This window comes from Shewanella oneidensis MR-1 (assembly GCF_000146165.2).
Classification (GTDB): domain Bacteria; phylum Pseudomonadota; class Gammaproteobacteria; order Enterobacterales; family Shewanellaceae; genus Shewanella; species Shewanella oneidensis.
Genome location: NC_004347.2, coordinates 40,263 through 61,266 on the forward strand (window position 1 = coordinate 40,263; position 21,004 = coordinate 61,266).

Annotated in this window: 18 protein-coding genes, 1 tRNA gene and 3 rRNA genes; 16 read left to right on the forward strand and 6 right to left on the reverse strand. The window is 48.0% G+C overall.

Features of this window, described 5'->3' with window-relative positions; genetic code table 11:
• The 4 genes from SO_RS00175 (at position 1) to hemF (ending at position 2,798) form a co-directional block, all read left to right on the forward strand.
• Positions 1–477 carry a DUF494 family protein gene (locus SO_RS00175; protein WP_011070451.1) on the forward strand — a complete coding sequence of 159 codons (477 nt, stop codon included), beginning with the start codon at positions 1–3 and terminating at the stop codon, positions 475–477.
• Positions 478–592: 115 nt separating this feature from the next.
• The gene (locus tag SO_RS00180; RefSeq protein WP_011070452.1) at positions 593–1,156 is read left to right on the forward strand and encodes a DNA topoisomerase family protein; all 564 of its coding nucleotides are present in this window, start codon (positions 593–595) and stop codon (positions 1,154–1,156) included.
• Positions 1,157–1,294: 138 nt separating this feature from the next.
• The gene (tsaC, locus tag SO_RS00185) at positions 1,295–1,861 is read left to right on the forward strand and encodes an L-threonylcarbamoyladenylate synthase type 1 TsaC (RefSeq protein ID WP_011070453.1); all 567 of its coding nucleotides are present in this window, start codon (positions 1,295–1,297) and stop codon (positions 1,859–1,861) included.
• Between the two features lie 28 nt (positions 1,862–1,889).
• Complete coding sequence (gene hemF, locus SO_RS00190) at positions 1,890–2,798, forward strand: oxygen-dependent coproporphyrinogen oxidase (protein ID WP_011070454.1); 909 nt, start codon at positions 1,890–1,892, stop codon at positions 2,796–2,798.
• 29 nt (positions 2,799–2,827) lie between these two features.
• On the opposite strand, the gene SO_RS00195 is transcribed toward hemF, so the two are convergent.
• Positions 2,828–3,265 carry a group II truncated hemoglobin gene (locus tag SO_RS00195; protein ID WP_011070455.1) on the reverse strand — a complete coding sequence of 146 codons (438 nt, stop codon included), beginning with the start codon at positions 3,263–3,265 and terminating at the stop codon, positions 2,828–2,830.
• 189 nt (positions 3,266–3,454) lie between these two features.
• On the opposite strand from SO_RS00195, the gene aroE reads away from it, so the two are divergent.
• Positions 3,455–4,318 (forward strand): shikimate dehydrogenase, encoded by an 864-nt coding sequence (gene aroE, locus SO_RS00200; protein WP_011070456.1) that lies wholly within the window; start codon positions 3,455–3,457, stop codon positions 4,316–4,318.
• A 25-nt stretch (positions 4,319–4,343) separates the two neighbouring features.
• Positions 4,344–4,619: a DUF1488 family protein gene (locus SO_RS00205; protein WP_011070457.1), complete on the forward strand. Its 276-nt coding sequence runs from the start codon at positions 4,344–4,346 to the stop codon at positions 4,617–4,619.
• A 91-nt stretch (positions 4,620–4,710) separates the two neighbouring features.
• On the opposite strand, the gene SO_RS00210 is transcribed toward SO_RS00205, so the two are convergent.
• A complete protein-coding gene (locus tag SO_RS00210) occupies positions 4,711–5,259 on the reverse strand; it encodes a gamma carbonic anhydrase family protein (protein ID WP_011070458.1) in 549 nt (182 codons plus the stop codon).
• A gap of 585 nt (positions 5,260–5,844) precedes the next feature.
• Between SO_RS00210 and SO_RS00215 the strand changes: the two genes are divergently transcribed.
• From SO_RS00215 to SO_RS00240, 6 genes are all read left to right on the forward strand, one after another.
• A 16S ribosomal RNA gene (locus tag SO_RS00215) occupies positions 5,845–7,387 on the forward strand.
• 311 nt (positions 7,388–7,698) lie between these two features.
• Positions 7,699–10,591 (forward strand): 23S ribosomal RNA (locus SO_RS00220).
• A 205-nt stretch (positions 10,592–10,796) separates the two neighbouring features.
• Positions 10,797–10,912: ribosomal RNA gene (rrf, locus tag SO_RS00225) — 5S ribosomal RNA — on the forward strand.
• Together the 16S, 23S and 5S rRNA genes with 1 tRNA gene alongside form the textbook arrangement of a ribosomal RNA operon.
• A gap of 36 nt (positions 10,913–10,948) precedes the next feature.
• A tRNA-Asp gene (locus tag SO_RS00230) sits at positions 10,949–11,025 on the forward strand.
• Between the two features lie 440 nt (positions 11,026–11,465).
• Positions 11,466–11,717: a YkgJ family cysteine cluster protein gene (locus SO_RS00235; protein WP_011070459.1), complete on the forward strand. Its 252-nt coding sequence runs from the start codon at positions 11,466–11,468 to the stop codon at positions 11,715–11,717.
• 24 nt (positions 11,718–11,741) lie between these two features.
• On the forward strand, positions 11,742–12,197 hold the full coding sequence (locus tag SO_RS00240) for an Rrf2 family transcriptional regulator (RefSeq protein WP_011070460.1): 456 nt from the start codon (positions 11,742–11,744) through the stop codon (positions 12,195–12,197).
• On the opposite strand, the gene SO_RS00245 is transcribed toward SO_RS00240, so the two are convergent.
• From SO_RS00245 to gpmM, 4 genes are read right to left on the reverse strand one after another with little or no spacing between them, the layout of a single operon-like run.
• Positions 12,172–12,927 (reverse strand): divergent polysaccharide deacetylase family protein, encoded by a 756-nt coding sequence (locus SO_RS00245; RefSeq protein WP_011070461.1) that lies wholly within the window; start codon positions 12,925–12,927, stop codon positions 12,172–12,174. The genes SO_RS00240 and SO_RS00245 overlap by 26 nt on opposite strands.
• A 9-nt stretch (positions 12,928–12,936) precedes the next feature.
• Complete coding sequence (locus SO_RS00250; RefSeq protein WP_011070462.1) at positions 12,937–14,145, reverse strand: S41 family peptidase; 1,209 nt, start codon at positions 14,143–14,145, stop codon at positions 12,937–12,939.
• 48 nt (positions 14,146–14,193) lie between these two features.
• Positions 14,194–15,327, reverse strand: a complete 1,134-nt coding sequence (locus tag SO_RS00255) for a murein hydrolase activator EnvC family protein (RefSeq protein WP_011070463.1) — start codon at positions 15,325–15,327, stop codon at positions 14,194–14,196.
• A 10-nt stretch (positions 15,328–15,337) separates the two neighbouring features.
• Positions 15,338–16,882 carry a 2,3-bisphosphoglycerate-independent phosphoglycerate mutase gene (gene gpmM, locus SO_RS00260; RefSeq protein WP_011070464.1) on the reverse strand — a complete coding sequence of 515 codons (1,545 nt, stop codon included), beginning with the start codon at positions 16,880–16,882 and terminating at the stop codon, positions 15,338–15,340.
• Positions 16,883–17,146: 264 nt separating this feature from the next.
• Between gpmM and SO_RS00265 the strand changes: the two genes are divergently transcribed.
• The 4 genes from SO_RS00265 (at position 17,147) to SO_RS00280 (ending at position 20,877) form a co-directional block, all read left to right on the forward strand.
• Positions 17,147–17,581, forward strand: a complete 435-nt coding sequence (locus tag SO_RS00265; RefSeq protein WP_011070465.1) for a rhodanese-like domain-containing protein — start codon at positions 17,147–17,149, stop codon at positions 17,579–17,581.
• A 261-nt stretch (positions 17,582–17,842) separates the two neighbouring features.
• The gene (secB, locus tag SO_RS00270; RefSeq protein ID WP_011070466.1) at positions 17,843–18,316 is read left to right on the forward strand and encodes a protein-export chaperone SecB; all 474 of its coding nucleotides are present in this window, start codon (positions 17,843–17,845) and stop codon (positions 18,314–18,316) included.
• A 4-nt stretch (positions 18,317–18,320) separates the two neighbouring features.
• Positions 18,321–19,337, forward strand: coding sequence for an NAD(P)H-dependent glycerol-3-phosphate dehydrogenase (gene gpsA, locus SO_RS00275; protein WP_011070467.1), 1,017 nt, complete (start codon positions 18,321–18,323; stop codon positions 19,335–19,337).
• Positions 19,338–19,692: 355 nt separating this feature from the next.
• On the forward strand, positions 19,693–20,877 hold the full coding sequence (locus SO_RS00280; protein ID WP_011070468.1) for a BaiN/RdsA family NAD(P)/FAD-dependent oxidoreductase: 1,185 nt from the start codon (positions 19,693–19,695) through the stop codon (positions 20,875–20,877).
• Positions 20,878–21,004: the final 127 nt, after the last annotated feature.

Here is a 21,004-nt window from a genome sequence, read left to right on the forward strand (position 1 = left end):
ATGTTTGATATCCTCATGTATCTATTTGAAAACTATGTTCACAGTGAAGTTGAACTATTAGTTGATGAAGACGAGTTAACCAAGGAACTCACTCGGGCTGGTTTTCATCAGTCGGAGATTTTGAAAGCCTTAACTTGGTTGGAGCGTCTGGCAGAGCTGCAGGAAGGGGATAAGCCTTACCTGTGCAATCATGATCAGCATTCATTTCGGATTTACACCAAAGACGAAATGGAAAAGCTGGATGTGGAGTGCCGTGGATTCCTGCTATTTTTAGAACAAGTTAAAGTGCTGAATGTCGAAACCCGTGAGATGGTGATTGATAGAGTCATGGAGCTAGATGAACCCGCTTTGATCCTTGAAGATCTTAAGTGGGTTATTTTGATGGTGCTCTTTAATGCGCCCGGCCATGAGTCTGCCTATGAGCAAATGGAAGATTTAATTTTTGAGCAACCTGAAGAAGGTCGGCTTCATTCTTAAGCGTTGTAATGTTATGAATAATGAGAAAGGAGGCTAGCCCTCCTTTTTTGATGCCATAAGGATCTGTGTGGTGAGTTATCTGCGGATTAGCTGCAATGACTGGTGGTAAATGATGATGTCTAAGATCGATGAACAACTATTTAGTGCCCATGAGCACGCACTGGAAAAAGAATACGAGTTGTGCCCAGAGTGTGGTAGCGAGTTATCGGTAAAACACAGTAAGCACGGCAGTTTTATTGGTTGTAATAATTATCCAAACTGCGCATATACCCGTCCTTTAGTGCAGCATGAATCGATTGAAACCCAAGTGATTGAAGGTTCTAAATGCCCTGAGTGCGGTCACGAGTTGGCGGTAAAATCGGGGCGTTTTGGTATCTTTATTGGCTGTACGCAATATCCCAGTTGTACCCACATCGAAAGGCCGGATCAGGAAAGTGACAAACCTCAGGTGGCCTGTCCAGAATGCAAAACGGGTAAGCTTGAGCATCGTACTAGTCGTTTTGGCAAGGGTTTTTATGCCTGTAGTGCATATCCAAAATGCAAATTCATTGTGAATTATCCTCCCGTTGGCGAAACCTGCCCAAGTTGCGGTTTTGGGATTTTAGTCGAGCGTAAAGGAGCCGCGGGGATGCGTTTAGAGTGTCCGCAAAAAAGCTGTAAATACAAACGAGCGCTTTAGTGTGATCGACCTCTAAAAATTTGGCCACTTAAACACCCTTGGGTATAATCCCCGTTCGACCACGGATGGGGTGGCCAAAATCCCAAAATGCCAAATTGTGTTTGTAGAAATCGATTAAATTCATTAGGTGATATTAAGATGTTGCAACTGCACCCATCTGACATTAAAGACGTAGTGTTAAACGGTGGGGTTATCGCTTATCCCACCGAAGCCGTTTATGGCTTAGGTTGTGACCCTGATAATGATACCGCCATTCAAAAGTTACTCGCCGTGAAACAACGTCCTTGGCAGAAAGGACTTATCTTAGTGGCGAGTGAGTTTTCGCAGTTATTAGCCTATGTCGATGAATCACAGCTGACCGATGAGCAGCTCGAATTGGCTTTCTCCAAATGGCCTGGGCCTTTTACCTTTGTCATGCCGATTAAACCTCATGTCTCGCGTTATTTATGTGGTGAGTTTGATTCGATAGCCGTACGTGTGTCCGCCCATGAAGGGGTGCGAGCTTTATGCCAAGCCTTAGGTAAACCACTGGTCTCGACCAGTGCCAATTTAGCCGGCGAAGATCCCGCGCTCAGCGGCGATGAGATTCTCAATGTCTTTGAAGGCAAAATTGATGCCTTGGTGCTGGGTCAATTAGGTGAGCAACGTCAACCCTCCACCATTATTGATGCCCGCAGCGGCAAGATTTTACGCAATGGACAGTAACTAATTAATAAAAATAAGGATAATAGCGATGAGCTTGCCTGATGCGACAGTAGTAAAAGCATTCTTACTCGATCTGCAACATCGAATTTGTGCGGGTCTTGAGCAGTTGGATGGGCAAGCAAGCTTTGCTGCTGATTCATGGACTCGCGCCGAGGGTGGTGGTGGCACGAGTCGTGTCTTAACCCAAGGTGCCGTATTCGAGCAAGCTGGGGTTAACTTTTCCCATGTGACGGGGGCGGCGATGCCCGCATCGGCGACGGCGCATCGCCCTGAGTTGGCGGGGCGCAGTTTTGAGGCGATGGGCGTTTCGTTAGTGATTCACCCAAAAAATCCTTATATTCCGACCACCCATGCCAACGTGCGCTTTTTTATTGCCCATAAAGACGGCGCTGAGCCTGTATGGTGGTTTGGCGGTGGTTTCGACTTAACGCCTTATTATCCTTTTGAAGAAGATGTGCGCGAGTGGCATCAAAGTGCTAAAAATCTGTGCCAGCCTTTTGGTGACGATGTTTACCCTAAATATAAGAAATGGTGTGATGAGTATTTCTTTTTGCCACACCGTAACGAAACCCGTGGCGTGGGCGGACTGTTCTTCGATGATTTGAATCAAGCAGGCTTCGATAAAAGTTTCGACTTTATGCAGGCGGTCGGGAATGGCTTCTTAACGGCTTATGCGCCGATTGTTGAGCGCCGTAAGGATACTGATTATGGCGAGCGTGAACGTGATTTTCAATTGTATCGCCGTGGTCGTTATGTTGAGTTCAATCTTGTGTATGACCGAGGCACCTTGTTTGGCCTGCAAACGGGTGGTCGCACTGAATCAATCTTAATGTCAATGCCGCCATTAGTGCGTTGGCAGTATGCCTATACGCCTGCGGCGGGTAGCCCTGAGGCAGATCTGTACGATAACTACCTCAAACCTCGCGACTGGGTGTAGTCGGTTAATCAATAGCGGAACCTAGAGCGTTATTGATTGCGCATATGATCGGCCAGAGTGGATATCGCCTCATAGATAGCGGCGCGATGCTCTGGCTTTTTTATATGTTTTTCAATGGCAAACTTCATACAGAATAACCATTGATCGCGCATTGCCTCATCAACAGCAAAGTGCATATGGCGGGCACGCAAAGCCGGATGACCGTATTTTTGCTGGTACAACTGTGGGCCGCCGAGCCAGCCAGTTAAAAATTCATAGAGCTTTTGCTCCGATTCGGCAATTGGCGCTCTGTGAATGGCAAACAGCGCGCGCGTTTCTTCTGAGCTTGCCATTTTCTGATAGAAGCTATTGGCTATTGCACGGATCACTTTGTCGCCACCAATTAAATCATAGGCATTAGATTGGTTCGGGTCTCTGTCATCTTGTACCTTGGTGTGTTTACTAAAGATCTTTTTAAGCCAGTTCATAGGTCTAACTATATTGCCAGTAGAAATATTGATGCGCGCATTATAGCTTGAATGTTCCGTTGAAACAGGGCTTAAACTACGGTGCCAGCATTGCACTCGGCCATGGCATTGTTATCTTGTAATGTCATTGTGATCTCGCCAAAAAGCGCGCTAGACTCCAACCTATCCACAGTAAATAGAATCGCGCATATGACAGTTACATCCCCAATAGTTGATCGCTATGCCGTATTTGGTCATCCAATCGGCCACAGTAAATCCCCCTTTATTCATGGCCAGTTTGCGGCCTTAACACAGGAATCTTTGACCTATGAAGCGATTCTGGCGCCTATTGATGGTTTTGAAGCTAGCTTAAAAAGCTTTTTCAGTAGCGGAGGTAAAGGTGCCAATGTGACAGTTCCCTTTAAAGAACAAGCTTTTGCTCTATGTGATAGTTTAAGTGCTGAGGCTGCACTAGCAGGTGCTGTTAATACCTTAAGCCTGTTGGCTGATGGTTCGATCCGTGGCGATAACACCGATGGTTTAGGGTTAGTTGCCGACCTTATAAGTCACCTGGGCAGTTTGCAGCATAAGCGAGTCTTATTAGTTGGTGCAGGCGGCGCGGCGCGTGGATGTATCTTGCCTCTGCTCAACGCCGGAGTTGGCCAGTTGGTTATCACAAATCGCACCCAAACTAAGGCTAAGGATTTAGTGGATATTTTTAGCCAATTAGAAGAGGGGATTTACAAAGATAAACTTCAAGCTTTATCTATGTCTGAGCTTACGGGGGAGTTTGAATTAGTGATCAACTCAACCTCGGCCAGTCTTGCAGGTGAATTACCACCCTTGCCCCAATCAATTATCGGTAGCACTACCGTTTGCTACGATATGATGTATGGCGCAATGCCTACGGCATTTAACCAATGGGCATTACAGCAGGGGGCTGCTAAGGTGATTGATGGGCTTGGAATGCTTGTCGGCCAAGCAGCTAAGAGCTTTGCGCTCTGGCGCACTGTCGAGCCTGACACCGCTGTCGTGCTTAAACTGCTCAGGGAAAAACTACAGTTGGACATCTAATAGGTATTTATCATAGGAAGGTAAGATGAACCAAAGCATTTTATTTCCCGATTTGCAGCATTGGGATGACACGAAAAAGCGTATTTGCTTTATTGCTCAGCAACAGGGAATGAATATTAAGTGCTATATCAGCGCAGCTAAATTACGTGATCTGAATGATTTCACCAGCCAGCCGAGCGTCGACGAAGCTGCTGCAATGCTAGCGTTATTTGATGCGGTGAGATTTGATGCCGAAGAAATGGCAGAAAACTTAATTGAAGCCGAAGAGTTTGATGAATTGGGTGCCGTACATCTTGGCTAAGCCAAGGGGCTCGCTAAGAAAAAGTGGCATGCAAAGATTAAGTGAATGGCAGGTGTCGATACCCTGCCTTTCACTTGTCGCTATATACAAATTAGTTCGGCTGAGGCTCTGCTAAGTATTCATTTTTTAAACGTACATAGTTATCCGCTGATTCGGGTAAAAACTTCAATTCAGCTTCTGTTAAAGGTCTCGCCTGTTTCGCGGGGCTTCCCACATATAAATAGCCACTTTCTAATACTTTACCCGGCGGCACTAACGACCCTGCACCTAAGATCACATCATCTTCTAAAATCGCACCGTCAAGAATAATCGCCCCCATCCCCACTAAAACACGATTACCAACCTTGCAGCCATGCAGCATTGCCTTATGTCCAATAGTCACATCATCACCAATAATCAGAGGGTGACCTTCAGGGCGAGAGGCTGACTTACGGGTCACATGCAATATACTGCCATCCTGCACATTCGAGCGTTTACCAATTCGAATATGATTAACATCCCCACGAGCTGCAACCATGGGCCAAATGCTAGCGTCTGTATCTAACGCAATATCACCAACGAGCACTGAAGCTGCGTCCACATACACATTATCGCCGAGTTGTGGATGAATTCCTTGGTAAGTTCTGAGTGGCCCTGCCATAAAAAGTCCCTAAATTGAGTGGTTTTTAGCATTATAAAGGCTAAAAACTGACAGGTCAGGTTAAATATCCAACGAACATCGCAAAAAAGTCAATTATCTTAAAATTAAGGCTTGCACAAAAAGTTCAGCTGCCTATAATGCGCATCCACTGACACGGCAGGCAGCGAAAGCTAACGCGGTTTCAGGTTGAATCGAATGCAAAATGTGCAGTTGATTCGAAAGCGCCAAGAAGTTTGTAAAAACGCCTTGACGCGACAAGGGAAATGCGTAGAATACACAGCCCTAGCCAACTGGAAGCGTTAATCGCACCAGTGTGGTGCTCAGGTTCTCTGATGAGACTGAGGTGCTCTTTAACAATCTAAACAAGAAATCTGTGTGGACACTCACAGGTGTTGAGTTAATCGAAATTACTCTGCCGTTTGGCGAGTAATCAAAGAATTAAATCAATGATTCCAAATCACTTCGGTGATGAGTGTTCATAGCAATATGTACATAATTTTGGTTTCGCTTTCTTCTCTTTATGAAGAGATGGCGGAAACAAATGACAGAATTCATTGAGCCGTTTCTTCGGAAACAACAAAACTTTAATTGAAGAGTTTGATCATGGCTCAGATTGAACGCTGGCGGCAGGCCTAACACATGCAAGTCGAGCGGCAGCACAAGTGAGTTTACTCATGAGGTGGCGAGCGGCGGACGGGTGAGTAATGCCTAGGGATCTGCCCAGTCGAGGGGGATAACAGTTGGAAACGACTGCTAATACCGCATACGCCCTACGGGGGAAAGAGGGGGACTTTCGGGCCTCTCGCGATTGGATGAACCTAGGTGGGATTAGCTAGTTGGTGAGGTAATGGCTCACCAAGGCGACGATCCCTAGCTGTTCTGAGAGGATGATCAGCCACACTGGGACTGAGACACGGCCCAGACTCCTACGGGAGGCAGCAGTGGGGAATATTGCACAATGGGGGAAACCCTGATGCAGCCATGCCGCGTGTGTGAAGAAGGCCTTCGGGTTGTAAAGCACTTTCAGTAGGGAGGAAAGGGTAAGTCCTAATACGACTTATCTGTGACGTTACCTACAGAAGAAGGACCGGCTAACTCCGTGCCAGCAGCCGCGGTAATACGGAGGGTCCGAGCGTTAATCGGAATTACTGGGCGTAAAGCGTGCGCAGGCGGTTTGTTAAGCGAGATGTGAAAGCCCTGGGCTCAACCTAGGAATCGCATTTCGAACTGACCAACTAGAGTCTTGTAGAGGGGGGTAGAATTCCAGGTGTAGCGGTGAAATGCGTAGAGATCTGGAGGAATACCGGTGGCGAAGGCGGCCCCCTGGACAAAGACTGACGCTCATGCACGAAAGCGTGGGGAGCAAACAGGATTAGATACCCTGGTAGTCCACGCCGTAAACGATGTCTACTCGGAGTTTGGTGTCTTGAACACTGGGCTCTCAAGCTAACGCATTAAGTAGACCGCCTGGGGAGTACGGCCGCAAGGTTAAAACTCAAATGAATTGACGGGGGCCCGCACAAGCGGTGGAGCATGTGGTTTAATTCGATGCAACGCGAAGAACCTTACCTACTCTTGACATCCACGGAAGACTGCAGAGATGCGGTTGTGCCTTCGGGAACCGTGAGACAGGTGCTGCATGGCTGTCGTCAGCTCGTGTTGTGAAATGTTGGGTTAAGTCCCGCAACGAGCGCAACCCCTATCCTTATTTGCCAGCACGTAATGGTGGGAACTCTAGGGAGACTGCCGGTGATAAACCGGAGGAAGGTGGGGACGACGTCAAGTCATCATGGCCCTTACGAGTAGGGCTACACACGTGCTACAATGGCGAGTACAGAGGGTTGCAAAGCCGCGAGGTGGAGCTAATCTCACAAAGCTCGTCGTAGTCCGGATTGGAGTCTGCAACTCGACTCCATGAAGTCGGAATCGCTAGTAATCGTGGATCAGAATGCCACGGTGAATACGTTCCCGGGCCTTGTACACACCGCCCGTCACACCATGGGAGTGGGCTGCAAAAGAAGTGGGTAGCTTAACCTTCGGGGGGGCGCTCACCACTTTGTGGTTCATGACTGGGGTGAAGTCGTAACAAGGTAGCCCTAGGGGAACCTGGGGCTGGATCACCTCCTTACCTATACGACTAACTTGATGTTTGTTGAGTGTTCACACAGATGGCTTGTTGAACTTCCTGTAAGGGAAGGGAGAGCGACATGCACCGCGAGCCGGTAAGCATTGTTCTTTAACAATTTGGAAAGCTGATAGTAATTAACACAATGATGTCTGTCGTTGTGTTAATACGAAAAAAATTGAGTTCTTAACACACTTTTTAAGTGTCTTGAATATTCAAGTCTAAGGCGAGTCCATCTTCTTGGTCGAAGATGAGACAAGTAAAACCAGCTGGTCGCAACGACGCAAGTGATGTGAAACTCATTTGGGTTGTATGGTTAAGCGACTAAGCGTATACGGTGGATGCCTTGGCAGTCAGAGGCGATGAAGGACGTAGTAACTTGCGAAAAGCGTTGGCGAGCTAGTAACAAGCATTTGAGCTAACGATGTCCGAATGGGGGAACCCGGCCGCATAAGCGGTCATCATAACGTGAATACATAGCGTTATGAGGCAAACGAGGGGAACTGAAACATCTAAGTACCCTTAGGAAAAGAAATCAACCGAGATTCCCCTAGTAGCGGCGAGCGAACGGGGATTAGCCCTTAAGTCAGAGGGGTGTTAGTGGAATGGTCTGGAAAGTCCAGCGGCACAGGGTGATAGCCCCGTACACGAAAACTAACCTTTGATGAAAACGAGTAAGGCGGGACACGTGATATCCTGTTTGAATATGGGGGGACCATCCTCCAAGGCTAAATACTCCTGACTGACCGATAGTGAACCAGTACCGTGAGGGAAAGGCGAAAAGAACCCCTGTGAGGGGAGTGAAATAGAACCTGAAACCGTATACGTACAAGCAGTGGGAGCGGTCCTTGAGACCGTGACTGCGTACCTTTTGTATAATGGGTCAGCGACTTACGTTTTGTAGCGAGGTTAAGCGAATAGCGGAGCCGTAGGGAAACCGAGTGTTAACTGCGCGTTTAGTTGCAAGGCGTAGACCCGAAACCCGGTGATCTAGCCATGGGCAGGTTGAAGGTTGAGTAACATCAACTGGAGGACCGAACCGACTAATGTTGAAAAATTAGCGGATGACTTGTGGCTGGGGGTGAAAGGCCAATCAAACCGGGAGATATCTGGTTCTCCTCGAAAGCTATTTAGGTAGCGCCTCGAGCGAATACCATTGGGGGTAGAGCACTGTTAAGGCTAGGGGGTCATCCCGACTTACCAACCCTTTGCAAACTCCGAATACCAATGAGTACTACTCGGGAGACAGACGGCGGGTGCTAACGTCCGTCGTCAAAAGGGAAACAACCCAGACCGTCAGCTAAGGTCCCAAAGTGTATGTTAAGTGGGAAACGATGTGGGAAGGCTTAGACAGCTAGGATGTTGGCTTAGAAGCAGCCATCATTTAAAGAAAGCGTAATAGCTCACTAGTCGAGTCGGCCTGCGCGGAAGATGTAACGGGGCTAAACATACCACCGAAGCTACGGGTGCAATCCATTAGGGTTGCGCGGTAGAGGAGCGTTCTGTAAGCCGTAGAAGGTGAAGGGGTAACCCACACTGGAGGTATCAGAAGTGCGAATGCTGACATGAGTAACGATAAAGGGGGTGAAAAACCCCCTCGCCGAAAGACCAAGGGTTCCTGTCCAACGTTAATCGGGGCAGGGTGAGTCGACCCCTAAGGTGAGGCCGAAAGGCGTAATCGATGGGAAACAGATTAATATTTCTGTACTTTTGCTAACTGCGATGGAGAGACGGAGAAGGCTAGGCTAGCGCGGCGTTGGTAGTCCGCGTTTAAGGTGGTAGGTGGGTGACTTAGGCAAATCCGGGTCACTATACACTGAGAGCTGATGACGAGTCCCCAAGGGGATGAAGTAGTTGATGCCATGCTTCCAGGAAAATCTTCTAAGCTTCAGGTTAGTAGGAATCGTACCCCAAACCGACACAGGTGGTCGGGTAGAGAATACCAAGGCGCTTGAGAGAACTCGGCTGAAGGAACTAGGCAAAATGGTACCGTAACTTCGGGAGAAGGTACGCTCCTGTTGGTGATGAGACTTGCTCTCTAAGCTGACGGGAGTCGCAGATACCAGGTGGCTGCAACTGTTTATCAAAAACACAGCACTGTGCAAACTCGCAAGAGGAAGTATACGGTGTGACGCCTGCCCGGTGCCGGAAGGTTAATTGATTGGGTTATCGCAAGAGAAGCTCATGATCGAAGCCCCGGTAAACGGCGGCCGTAACTATAACGGTCCTAAGGTAGCGAAATTCCTTGTCGGGTAAGTTCCGACCTGCACGAATGGCGTAATGATGGCCACGCTGTCTCCAGCCGAGACTCAGTGAAGTTGAAATTGCGGTGAAGATGCCGTATACCCGCGGCTAGACGGAAAGACCCCGTGAACCTTTACTATAGCTTGGCACTGAACATTGACCCTACATGTGTAGGATAGGTGGGAGACTTTGAAGTTGGAACGCTAGTTCTGATGGAGTCGTCCTTGAAATACCACCCTTGTAGTGTTGATGTTCTAACTTGGCCCCATTATCTGGGGTAAGGACAGTGCCTGGTGGGTAGTTTGACTGGGGCGGTCTCCTCCCAAAGAGTAACGGAGGAGCACGAAGGTTGGCTAAGTACGGTCGGACATCGTACGGTTAGTGCAATGGCATAAGCCAGCTTAACTGCGAGACAGACACGTCGAGCAGGTACGAAAGTAGGTCATAGTGATCCGGTGGTTCTGAATGGAAGGGCCATCGCTCAACGGATAAAAGGTACTCCGGGGATAACAGGCTGATACCGCCCAAGAGTTCATATCGACGGCGGTGTTTGGCACCTCGATGTCGGCTCATCACATCCTGGGGCTGAAGTCGGTCCCAAGGGTATGGCTGTTCGCCATTTAAAGTGGTACGCGAGCTGGGTTCAGAACGTCGTGAGACAGTTCGGTCCCTATCTGCCGTGGGCGTTGGATGATTGAGGGGAGTTGCTCCTAGTACGAGAGGACCGGAGTGAACGAACCGCTGGTGTTCGGGTTGTCATGCCAATGGCATTGCCCGGTAGCTATGTTCGGAATCGATAACCGCTGAAAGCATCTAAGCGGGAAGCGAGCCCCAAGATGAGTCATCCCTTGGACTTTAAGTCCACTAAAGAGCCGTTCGAGACTAGGACGTTGATAGGTCAGGTGTGTAAGCGTTGTGAGGCGTTGAGCTAACTGATACTAATGACTCGAGAGGCTTAACCATACAACCCAGATGGGTTTTACTGAAAATGTTCCAGACATTTTCCAGTACTTCCTCCTTCCCTGGAGGTCGTACAGTACTTAGACGAATACAAACACTTAAGAAGTGATACTCAATACAGCTTTCTAAATTAATAAATAAGACAAGAGTAGGTTCTAGGACCTAGCAGCACGCAGTGCGCTCTCGAGTCTTGTTTATACCGAATTTGCTTGGTGACAATAGCATTGTGGTCCCACCTGATCCCATCCCGAACTCAGAAGTGAAACGCAATCGCGCCGATGGTAGTGTGGGGTCTCCCCATGTGAGAGTAGGTCATCGCCAAGCGCCTAATTTAGCTTAATGTGCAAACGTTAAGTTAAAGGAGCGGTAGTTCAGTTGGTTAGAATACCGGCCTGTCACGCCGGGGGTCGCGGGTTCGAGTCCCGTCCGCTCCGCCAACATAAAGATGAAAGCCTCTACAGCAATGTAGAGGCTTTTTTCGTATTTGCGTCGCTGCATCTTTTGCAAGGCTCTCGTCCGAATCAGCTTCGTAACGCTACGCGTTCATAAGCGCATCGCTGTGCGATAGACTCCTGCCACTATTTAAGATGAAAGCCTCTGCGGTAATGCTGAGGCTTTTTTGATTTGCCATTACGGATAACTTGATGCTCTATATTCCCACGTCCGCCTCATTCTTCGTGGGTGTTTATGCTATTTTTTGGCTTTGATTAAAAGAGCTTAGCGGTTTGTTTATGCTAGACTACGGGTTTTATGGATAGACTGGCTTATTTTTCATTTATGGAATTGGGGTTGTGCGCCACTTGGCAGTATTGAACTGTGTTTCTGCCTTCACATAAATTAAACGATATAATGTTTATCCATTATTACGAGTAATAAAATGAATTGTCGTCTAGGCTGCGGTGCTTGTTGTATTGCGCCGTCAATCAGCAGTGTGATCCCTGGAATGCCAAATGGTAAGGCCGCAGGTGAGCGTTGTGTGCAGCTCAGTGATGATAATTTATGTTTGATTTTCGGCTCGCCTGAACGCCCCGCGGTTTGTTGTGATTTTGAAGCGTCTTTGGATGTATGTGGGCATTCGAATGAAGAGGCGCTCTGGTTGATCACAAACCTAGAATCTCAAACATCTTAATAGTTTATTGCTGACAGGTGAATTATGCAGTTAACACGCTATACCGATTTTGGTGTTCGCACGCTAATGTATCTGGCGGTTCAGCCCGATAGAACTACGCTTTTTAGGATTTCAGAAATTACTGAAGTCTTTGATTTGTCACCAAATCATGTTTCGAAAATAGTACACCACCTAGGCAAGTTAGGTTACTTAGAAACCATACGCGGTAAAATGGGCGGATTTCGTTTAGGCAAACCGGCGGGCGAGATTAATTTAGGGCAACTCATTCGCTCCTTAGAAAATTCGCTGGCGCCGATCGATTGCAGCAAACCTTACTGTCGATTCACTCCTGCTTGTCAGTTGAAAGGTGTATTAGCCCAAGCGGTTGAGGCATATTTAAATGTGCTTGATCAGTACAGCTTACTAGATATTGTAAGCAATCGTAATGAGTTGCTGGCATTGTTGCCGGATATGTCTATTTCTGTCTTACAGTTAGATTAGCCCCTTTTTCATGGGCTAGTTTGATGGGCAACAAGCGTGATGTCGGTACTAGCTCAATCCCTTCCGCCTTCAGGCGTGCTAAGTTGGCTTTTAAGAAGTGAATGGTTTCGGGGTAAGGATGCGCGATGGCCACTAAACTGCCTTGTGCGTGAGCCTGACTTATCATCAAGTTAAATTGTCTTTCTAGTGCTTGAGTGCTGACATCATTGTCGAGAAATAGCTGACGTCGAAGTAGTGGCACACCGAGTTGATCTGCCCTATCTCCCGCCTTGGTAAATTTAGTCGTCATGCTGTCGACAAAATAGAACTGCTTCTGTTTGAGCGTTTCCATCACCCAGAGCATGGGGTCATCAAGCTGCGTGAGTAAGCTGCCCATATGATTGTTGGCACCTTTAGCGAAGGGTACACTGGCCATGGCGGCAAGTACGCTGCTACGAATTTGTGCTTCGTTCATATTATTGGTTAATCCACCAACGCCTAAGGCTTTGCCATTTAGCGCCTGCATGGGTAAATGCAGCATAATTTCGTGACCATTTGCGTGTGCGGCTTTGGCCAGTTTGCTGCTCAGTGGCGTGTGCGGTAATACCGACAGCGTGACAGAACTCGGCAACGAAAGTACGGCTTCGTCGGTATGACGATAGCCAATGTCATCGATGATCAGGGCAATTTGAGCCGCATTGCTCGGGGCAACACTGATAGTCCAAAGAGCCAAAATGTAAAGTAGACGCACCGTTTCTTCTTATTCGTCATGATGTTGCATCCAAGTGATAGCTGAAGTGACAATCGTGTCTTGGCTGACATCGGTTCGTGCAGAGATAGCGTCGATTATAGGCATATTCTTTTGATTGGAGCCAGTTTCGGAGACTACTTTGATGTCGGGCTTAATCCCTATGTCGTGGATATTCTCCCCTTTAGGCGTGTTGTACTGGGCTATGGTCAGTTTGACCGCATTGCCGTTGTTAAGAATAGGAATAAGGCTTTGCACTGTTCCTTTACCAAAGCTGGTTTCGCCTAGGAGTTTTGCCCGGCCATTTTCTTGCAATGCGGCGGCCAGTACTTCTGATGCTGATGCGGAGCCTTTATTGATTAGCACTAGCATGGGTACGTTGGCGAGCATGGTTTGCGGTGAGGCGTAATAGTCTGAATTGGCATCAAAAAAACGGCCAGAGGTGGAGACGATTCGCCCTTTTGCCAAAAAGAGGTCGGCAATATTAATTGCCTGATCGAGCAGGCCGCCGGGATTATTGCGTAGGTCCAATATCAAGCCCGTTAACTGAGTGCCTTGCCATTGGCTCAGGGTGCGTACCATATCTTCGGTAGAGTCTTCTTGAAAGCTGCTGAGCCTTACGTAGCCAATGTTCCCATCCAATAATTTGCTCGCGACCGACTGAATTGTGATTGTGCTAGGTTTTAACATCACCTCAAATTCTGCTTCGTCATTACGGTGTTTTAGCGTGAGGCGAATACTTTGATGACTCAAACTGTGTTGCTTGATTTGGTTAAGAATATCCGCAAGGTTAGTTTCTGTCGTGGGGGTGTTATTCAGCTTGATAATGATGTCACCGGCTTGAATCCCAGCCTGTTCGGCTGGGGAGTTCGCAAAGGGGGCAATGATGCTGATATGGTCTTTTTCGCTGGCGACTTCAAAGCCAAAGCCGAAGTACTCACCCCGATTTGAATCTTTTAGATCGAGTAATTCTTGGTGATTTAGAAAGCTTGAATAGGGATCTAAATGCTCAAAGATGCCTTTAATTGCCGCTTGAACAAGCTCATCCTTAGTCACAGTTTTAACGTAATAGGTTTCGACCGTTTCGAGCACATCCTGCAATAGCGGGTAATCAAAGTCACTTCGATACGACTTGGTATTCTCTTGACTGGATAGGCTAATAGACAGGCCTAAGCTTAGGCCGAGTCCAAGACTGGCGATATTGCGGAGTAGATGTTTCATAGCCGTCCCCTGTGATGATGGGGACGGCCATTTTAGCGACAGTACTTATTAGCGACAGTACTTGGCTGGATCGACGGCTTGCCCCTTATATCTTATTTCAAAGTATAGGCCAGGCTCAGTCTGTCCACCCGAACGTCCGACTAAAGCTATCGCTTCACCGGTTTTTACCATTTCTCCGGGGCTTTTTAACAGGGTCTGCGCATGGCCATAGAGGCTCATGTAGCCTTTGCCATGGTCGATCACCATCACCATACCAAAGCCTTTTAGCCAGTCGGCATAGATCACTTTACCACCGGAAACCGCGCGGATATTTTGCCCTTCGGGCGCGGATAACATGGTGCCTTTCCACACCACTTGGCCGGATCTGGGGCTACCAAAGCTGGCACTAACGCGGCCTTTGGTCGGCCATTTAAGTTTGCCGCCTTGTTTATCAAAGCCTTCCATCGAAGGATTGTCACGCATCGCCTTTAGTGCTTGTTCAACAACCCGTTTTAAGCTGGCTTCCTCGATTTGCAGTTGTTCGAGTTCAGCACCTTTAGTGTTTAAGGTTCGCTGTAATTCATTGAGGGTTAACTGACGTTGATCTTGTTCTTGATTCAAGCGCTTAGATTGCACTTGTTGCTCGGCCATCAAGGTAGTCAATTGTTTTTGCTTGCTGGTTTGGGTTACTTTAATCTCATCAAGCTCAGTGATTGTTTGTTTTAACTCGTTAATCGATTTCATCCGCGCTTTGTTGAGATATTGGTAATAGGCCAACATCCGCTCAATGGTGGCGGGACTCTGCTGGTTCAGCATCATCTTAGTGTAATCGTGGTTACCGGCTAGATAGGCGCTCGAAAGTTGTTTTGAAAGCGTATTTTGCTGGCTAACCTTAAGACTTTCTAACTCTTCTTGGCGTTGTTTGAGTTCGGCAAGCGTATTATCAATCTGCGCCAAACTGGTTTTGGTGCTATTGACCTTTTTGGCGGCGGCTGCAATCGCTTCTTCATCGCTACGTAGCAATGCGAGTAACTTTTCCCGCTGTTTACTGGTGTTTTTAAGCGCGCTTTGTTGTTGGTTGATTTGCGCTTGGATGGATTTCAACTCGGACTGGCGCTTCTCCAAATTAGAAGCGTAGACCGAGAAAGATAACATCATAAAGCCAGCAATAATGCTGGCTTTAACGGGGAGTCGAGTGCTCACTAGGTAACAACTACTCTTTAACGTGGATTAAGGGCTTGCCCGTCATCTCTGCTGGAATGGATTCACCCATTAGGTGCAGAATTGTTGGGGCGACATCGCTCAGTTTACCGCCTTTATCAATGGTGGCATCGCGGCCAACAAACACAAAGGGCACAAGTTCACTGGTGTGCGCTGTATGGGCTTGACCCGTGGTTTCGTCGGTCATTTGCTCGGCGTTGCCATGGTCTGCGGTAATAATACATTCACCGCCCACTTTTGCCAGCGCTTCAACCACTCGGCCGATACAGGCATCAACGGCTTCACAGGCTTTAACCGCGGCGTCAAAGTTGCCTGTGTGGCCAACCATATCACCATTCGGGTAGTTACAGATAATCACATCGTATTTAGTTGACTCAATCGCCGCAACTAACTTGTCGGTCAGCTCGGTTGAGCTCATCTCAGGTTGCAGATCGTAGGTCGCCACTTTAGGGGAGTTGATCAGAATGCGATCCTCCCCGTTAAATGGCTCTTCCTTACCGCCGTTGAAGAAGAAGGTTACATGGGCGTATTTTTCAGTTTCGGAGATACGTAACTGAGTACGGCCGCGATTTTGTAGCACTTCACCTAAGGTATTAACTAGGTTGTCAGACGGGTAGGCAATCGGCGCTTTGATATCGGCGGCGTATTCCGTCAGGGTGACAAAGTTAACCTTTGGCGTTACCGCACGTGCAAAGCCGTCAAACTCTGGATTGATAAAGCTGCGGGTGATTTGGCGGGCACGGTCGGCACGGAAGTTCATAAATATCAGTGCATCACCATCTTGCAAGGTCGCAACTTGGCCGTTGGCATCGGTAATTGCCGATGAAGACACAAACTCATCGTTCTCATCGCGGCTGTAGGCGGCTTCTAATGCAGTAACAGCGTTGTCGTATTGGAATTTTGACTTGCCTTGGGTGATTAAATCGTAGGCTTGTGAGACGCGGTCCCAGCGGTTATCGCGATCCATGGCAAAGTAACGGCCGATGATCGAGGCGATTCGGCCATGGCCTAATGTAGTAAACAGATCATCAAAATGACTTAGGCTACTTTTGGCGCTACGCGGTGGCGTGTCACGACCGTCTAAAAAGGCATGTAAATACACTTTAGTGGCACCGCGAGCAACCGCCATCCGGCACATGGCTTCGATATGCTCTTCATGGCTGTGTACGCCACCGGGTGAGAGCAAGCCCATAATGTGCACCGCACCGCCGGTTTTAACTGCTGCGTCTACGGCATCGCATAGGGCGGGATTTTGTTCAAACTCATGATCCGCAATGGCTTTACTGATGCGGGTCAACTCTTGGTAAACGATTCGGCCAGAACCTAAGTTGATATGGCCTACTTCAGAGTTCCCCATCTGTCCATCGGGCAAGCCTACATCTAAGCCGGAGCCAGAAATTAAACCATGGGCATATTGGGCGTTGAGACGGTCGAGTACTGGCGTATTCGCGTGGTAAACCGCATTCATATGCGTATTTTCACGGTAACCCCAGCCATCGAGGATCAACAACGCGATTGGACGTTTAGTTGTCGTCATGGTGATACCTTTAAAGTTTAAGGAAGCTAAAGAAATCTGAAATTGGTTAAATATTACTACGTAAGCGGGGTACGAAAAAGCGCTTTACCTAGATTAAGGTCATCGAATGGCTATTTCAGCGGATTCTGTGAGCCTTGGGATAATCCTGATGGCGCAAGGGCTGGGCTGTGTTCTAGAACTGTGACTAAACTGCTGCAATCTGCCATGGCAATGGGTATACTCTGAGCCCTTATCGAATTTTCCCCATTTATACGGGCTGTAACCATGCAAGAATATATCGAATTTTTTAAGGCTCACACTCTGCTAAGTCTGGCTTGGGTGGGTTTGTTTGTAATGCTTGTGGTCAGTGTGATCAAATCGAGCTTCTCTAAAATCAAAAATGTCACTCATCAAGAACTCACTATTATGGTGAACAGACAAGACGCCAAAGTCGTGGATGTGCGTTCTAATGATGATTTCCGTAAGGGCCATATTGTTGGTGCAGTTAACGTTACGCTCGCGGATATTAAAAATAATCAGGTTTCAGCCCTTGAAAAGTTTAAAGGTAGTCCCATTATACTGGTATGCAATGCTGGCATGACCTCGTCTCAAGCGGCTCAGCTTTTAAGTAAACAAGGTTTTGAAAACCTGTATAACTTGAAAGGTGGTATGGGTGAATGGCAGGCAGCCAATATGCCTGTTTCAAAAAGCAAAAGATAAGTTGTCGGCGGCAGTTATGCGCAGTGCTGCATAGTCAACGAATTGTGCAGCCATAGCGTCATCATTGTTTGGCATACTAATCCTGCGGTCACTAAGGGCTTAAATTAAGTATTTAGATTGACTTCAAAAGTACCCCGTTAAGGGAGCGTTGGGACGGTACTGAGATCTCATACAGGCATCAAAGCACAAGCCCGAGCGAAATAGACAAATAAGCCAGCCATGAAAGCGCTGGCATAACATTGATAGGATAGGTAGGAAATTATGGCTGAAGTAGCAAACAACGAACAACAAGCCCCACAATTCAACATCCAACGTGTTTACACTAAAGATGTTTCTTTCGAAACACCTAACAGCCCAGCGGTATTCCAAAAAGAATGGAATCCAGAAGTTAAGTTAGATTTAGACACTCGCAGCGCTAAATTAGCCGATGACGTGTATGAAGTGGTTCTGTCTTTGACTGTGACTGCACAAAACGGCGGCGAAACTGCATTCCTGTGTGAAGTACAGCAAGCAGGTATCTTCTCAATTGCAGGTCTGACTGAGCCACAACTGGCTCACTCATTAGGCGCATACTGCCCTAACATCCTATTCCCATATGCGCGTGAAGCGGTTGGTAGCTTAGTGGGTCGTGGTACTTTCCCACAATTGAACTTAGCGCCAGTAAACTTCGACGCTCTGTTTGCCCAATACGTGCAACAACGTCAAGCCGCAGCCGCTGAAGAAGCTAACGCTTAATTACATGAATAACTCTGCCGATATCACGGTATTAGGGGCGGGCTCATATGGCACCGCCCTTGCCATCTCTTTAGCCAGCAATGGTCATAAGACCTTGTTGTGGGGGCACGATCCTGCCCATATGCAGACTCTTGCAGAGGATAAATGCAACCAAGCATTCTTGCCTGGTATTGCTTTTCCCGAGTGTTTACATATCGAAGCCGATTTAGCCAAAGCCTTAGCCGCCAGCAATAACGTGCTGGTTGTCGTGCCTAGCCATGTGTTTGGCACGGTACTGGCCCAAGCCAAACCTTTGTTGCGCCAAGATGCACGCATCGTATGGGCGACCAAAGGGCTCGAGCCTGAAACCGGACGTTTGCTGCAAGATGTGGCCCGTGATGTGTTAGGCGAGCAATATCCGCTGGCGGTATTGTCTGGGCCAACCTTTGCGAAGGAATTAGCCATGGGTTTACCTACGGCGATTTCAGTTGCAGGCACTTGTCCTCAATTTACCGCTGAGTTAGTGGAATTGCTGCACAGCCCTAAACGTTTACGGGTTTACGCCAACGACGACTTTATCGGCCTGCAATTAGGCGGCGCGGTAAAGAACGTTATCGCGATTGGCGCGGGGATGTCTGACGGTATTGGCTTTGGTGCCAACGCCAGAACGGCTTTAATCACCCGCGGTTTAGTCGAGTTAACCCGCTTAGGCGAAGCCTTAGGCGCCAGCACCGCTACCTTTATGGGCATGGCTGGATTAGGTGACCTAGTGCTGACTTGTACCGACAACCAATCCCGTAACCGCCGCTTTGGTTTAGCCTTAGGTAAAGGCTGCGATGTGGATACCGCCCAGGTTGAAATTGGCCAAGTGGTTGAGGGTTATCGCAATACTAAAGAAGTGTTTACGCTAGCCAAACGTCTTGGTGTTGAAATGCCGATCACTGAGCAGATTTACCAAGTTTTGTATCAAGGTAAATCACCAGTTGATGCCGCAAAAGAACTGCTCGGTAGAGAGAAGAAATCAGAAACGCCTACGCAATAAAACGCGAGCCGTGATGATGCTGTAATGCTGAATAACATAAAGGGTGCTAAAATAGCGCCCTTTTTTATACATGGACTTCTGGTGCAAGAAGTATCCCCGATAGCCATGGCCCTTGATGTTCCCGACATCAGACGAGCATTTCCTCCATCCCTGGAGGTCAGATGGTGAAAGAGGGGATTAATGTCCGATCGCCATCGCCTTAATGTGACAGGCAGCAGTCGGGTATTGGCTGTATCCATTAAGGCTGAATGCGGAATATTTACCCCAGTATCAAAGACCAATACCGTAACTAAGTCTTTGAACAATATGGGATGATAGGCAATAGCCAAATCAATTTTTCGACTGGAGTATGAGTGTGAAACATCATGATGTGATTATTATCGGAGCCGGCGCCGCAGGATTAATGTGTGCAGCAACAGCAGGTTACCGAGGTCGTGATGTACTGGTACTCGATAATGCCAAGCAGGCTGGGCGTAAAATACTCATCAGCGGTGGCGGCCGTTGTAACTTTACCAACCTTAAAGTCGAACCCGCCAACTTTATCTGTGGCAACCCGCACTTTGTAAAATCGGCATTGGCGCGTTATCCCTCGCAGCAGTTTATCGAACTGGTTGAGCGCCACGGCATTGAATACCACGAGCGCGACCATGGCCAGTTGTTTTGTAATGACTCGGCTAAAGAGATAGTCACTATGCTGCTCACCGAATGCGAATGGGCGGGCGTGAGTATTAAGCTGCGTACCGATATTTTATCCGTTGGTAAAAACGAGGCCGGCCGCTTTGAGCTAAACACCTCAAATGGCGAGTTAAGTTGTGACTCATTAGTTATCGCCACCGGCGGTTTATCTATGCCAAAACTTGGCGCTACGCCTTACGGTTATCAATTGGCCGAGCAGTTTGGCCTTAAGGTATTGCCAACTCACGCGGGTCTAGTGCCTTTTACTTGGCACAGCGAGGATAAAATTCGCTTCGAACCGCTGTCGGGCATTGCCGTACCGAGCCGTATTACCGCCAAAGATGGCACCGCCTTTAGCGAAGCCTTGCTCTTTACCCACAGAGGCTTATCCGGCCCCGCCATTTTGCAGATTTCCAACTATTGGAAGGCGGGCGAAACCATAAAAATCAATCTATTACCCAATATGGATGCCGCACAGGCCATAGAGCAACAACTGGCCGCACATCCCAAACAGAGTCTGCGCAACACCTTAAGCCTGTGGTTACCTAAGCGGCTGGTGGAAGTGTTATTTGATGAGGTATTACTCAACAAAGCTTTAAATCAACTGGTTCATGCAGAGCGCGCCAAGTTAGTCGACGACCTGCACCGCTGGACAGTCTTAATGAATGGCACCGAAGGCTATCGCACCGCCGAAGTGACACTAGGCGGTGTGGATACCCATGAACTGTCCTCCAAAACCATGGAAGCCATTAAAGTCCCCGGCCTGTTTTTTATTGGGGAAGTGATGGATGTCAGCGGTTGGTTAGGCGGCTTTAACTTCCAATGGGCTTGGGCATCTGGAGTGGCTGCAGGAAAGGCGGTGTAGTCTCTGTCGGCACAGAAGAGTGCTGCTAATCTTTCTATCAACTTTTAATGTAAAACGCTTGGTTCAGTGAATCAGGCCTGTTTAATTGCTTAATACACAAAATCTTGCAACTTTGCGCTAGGTCCAG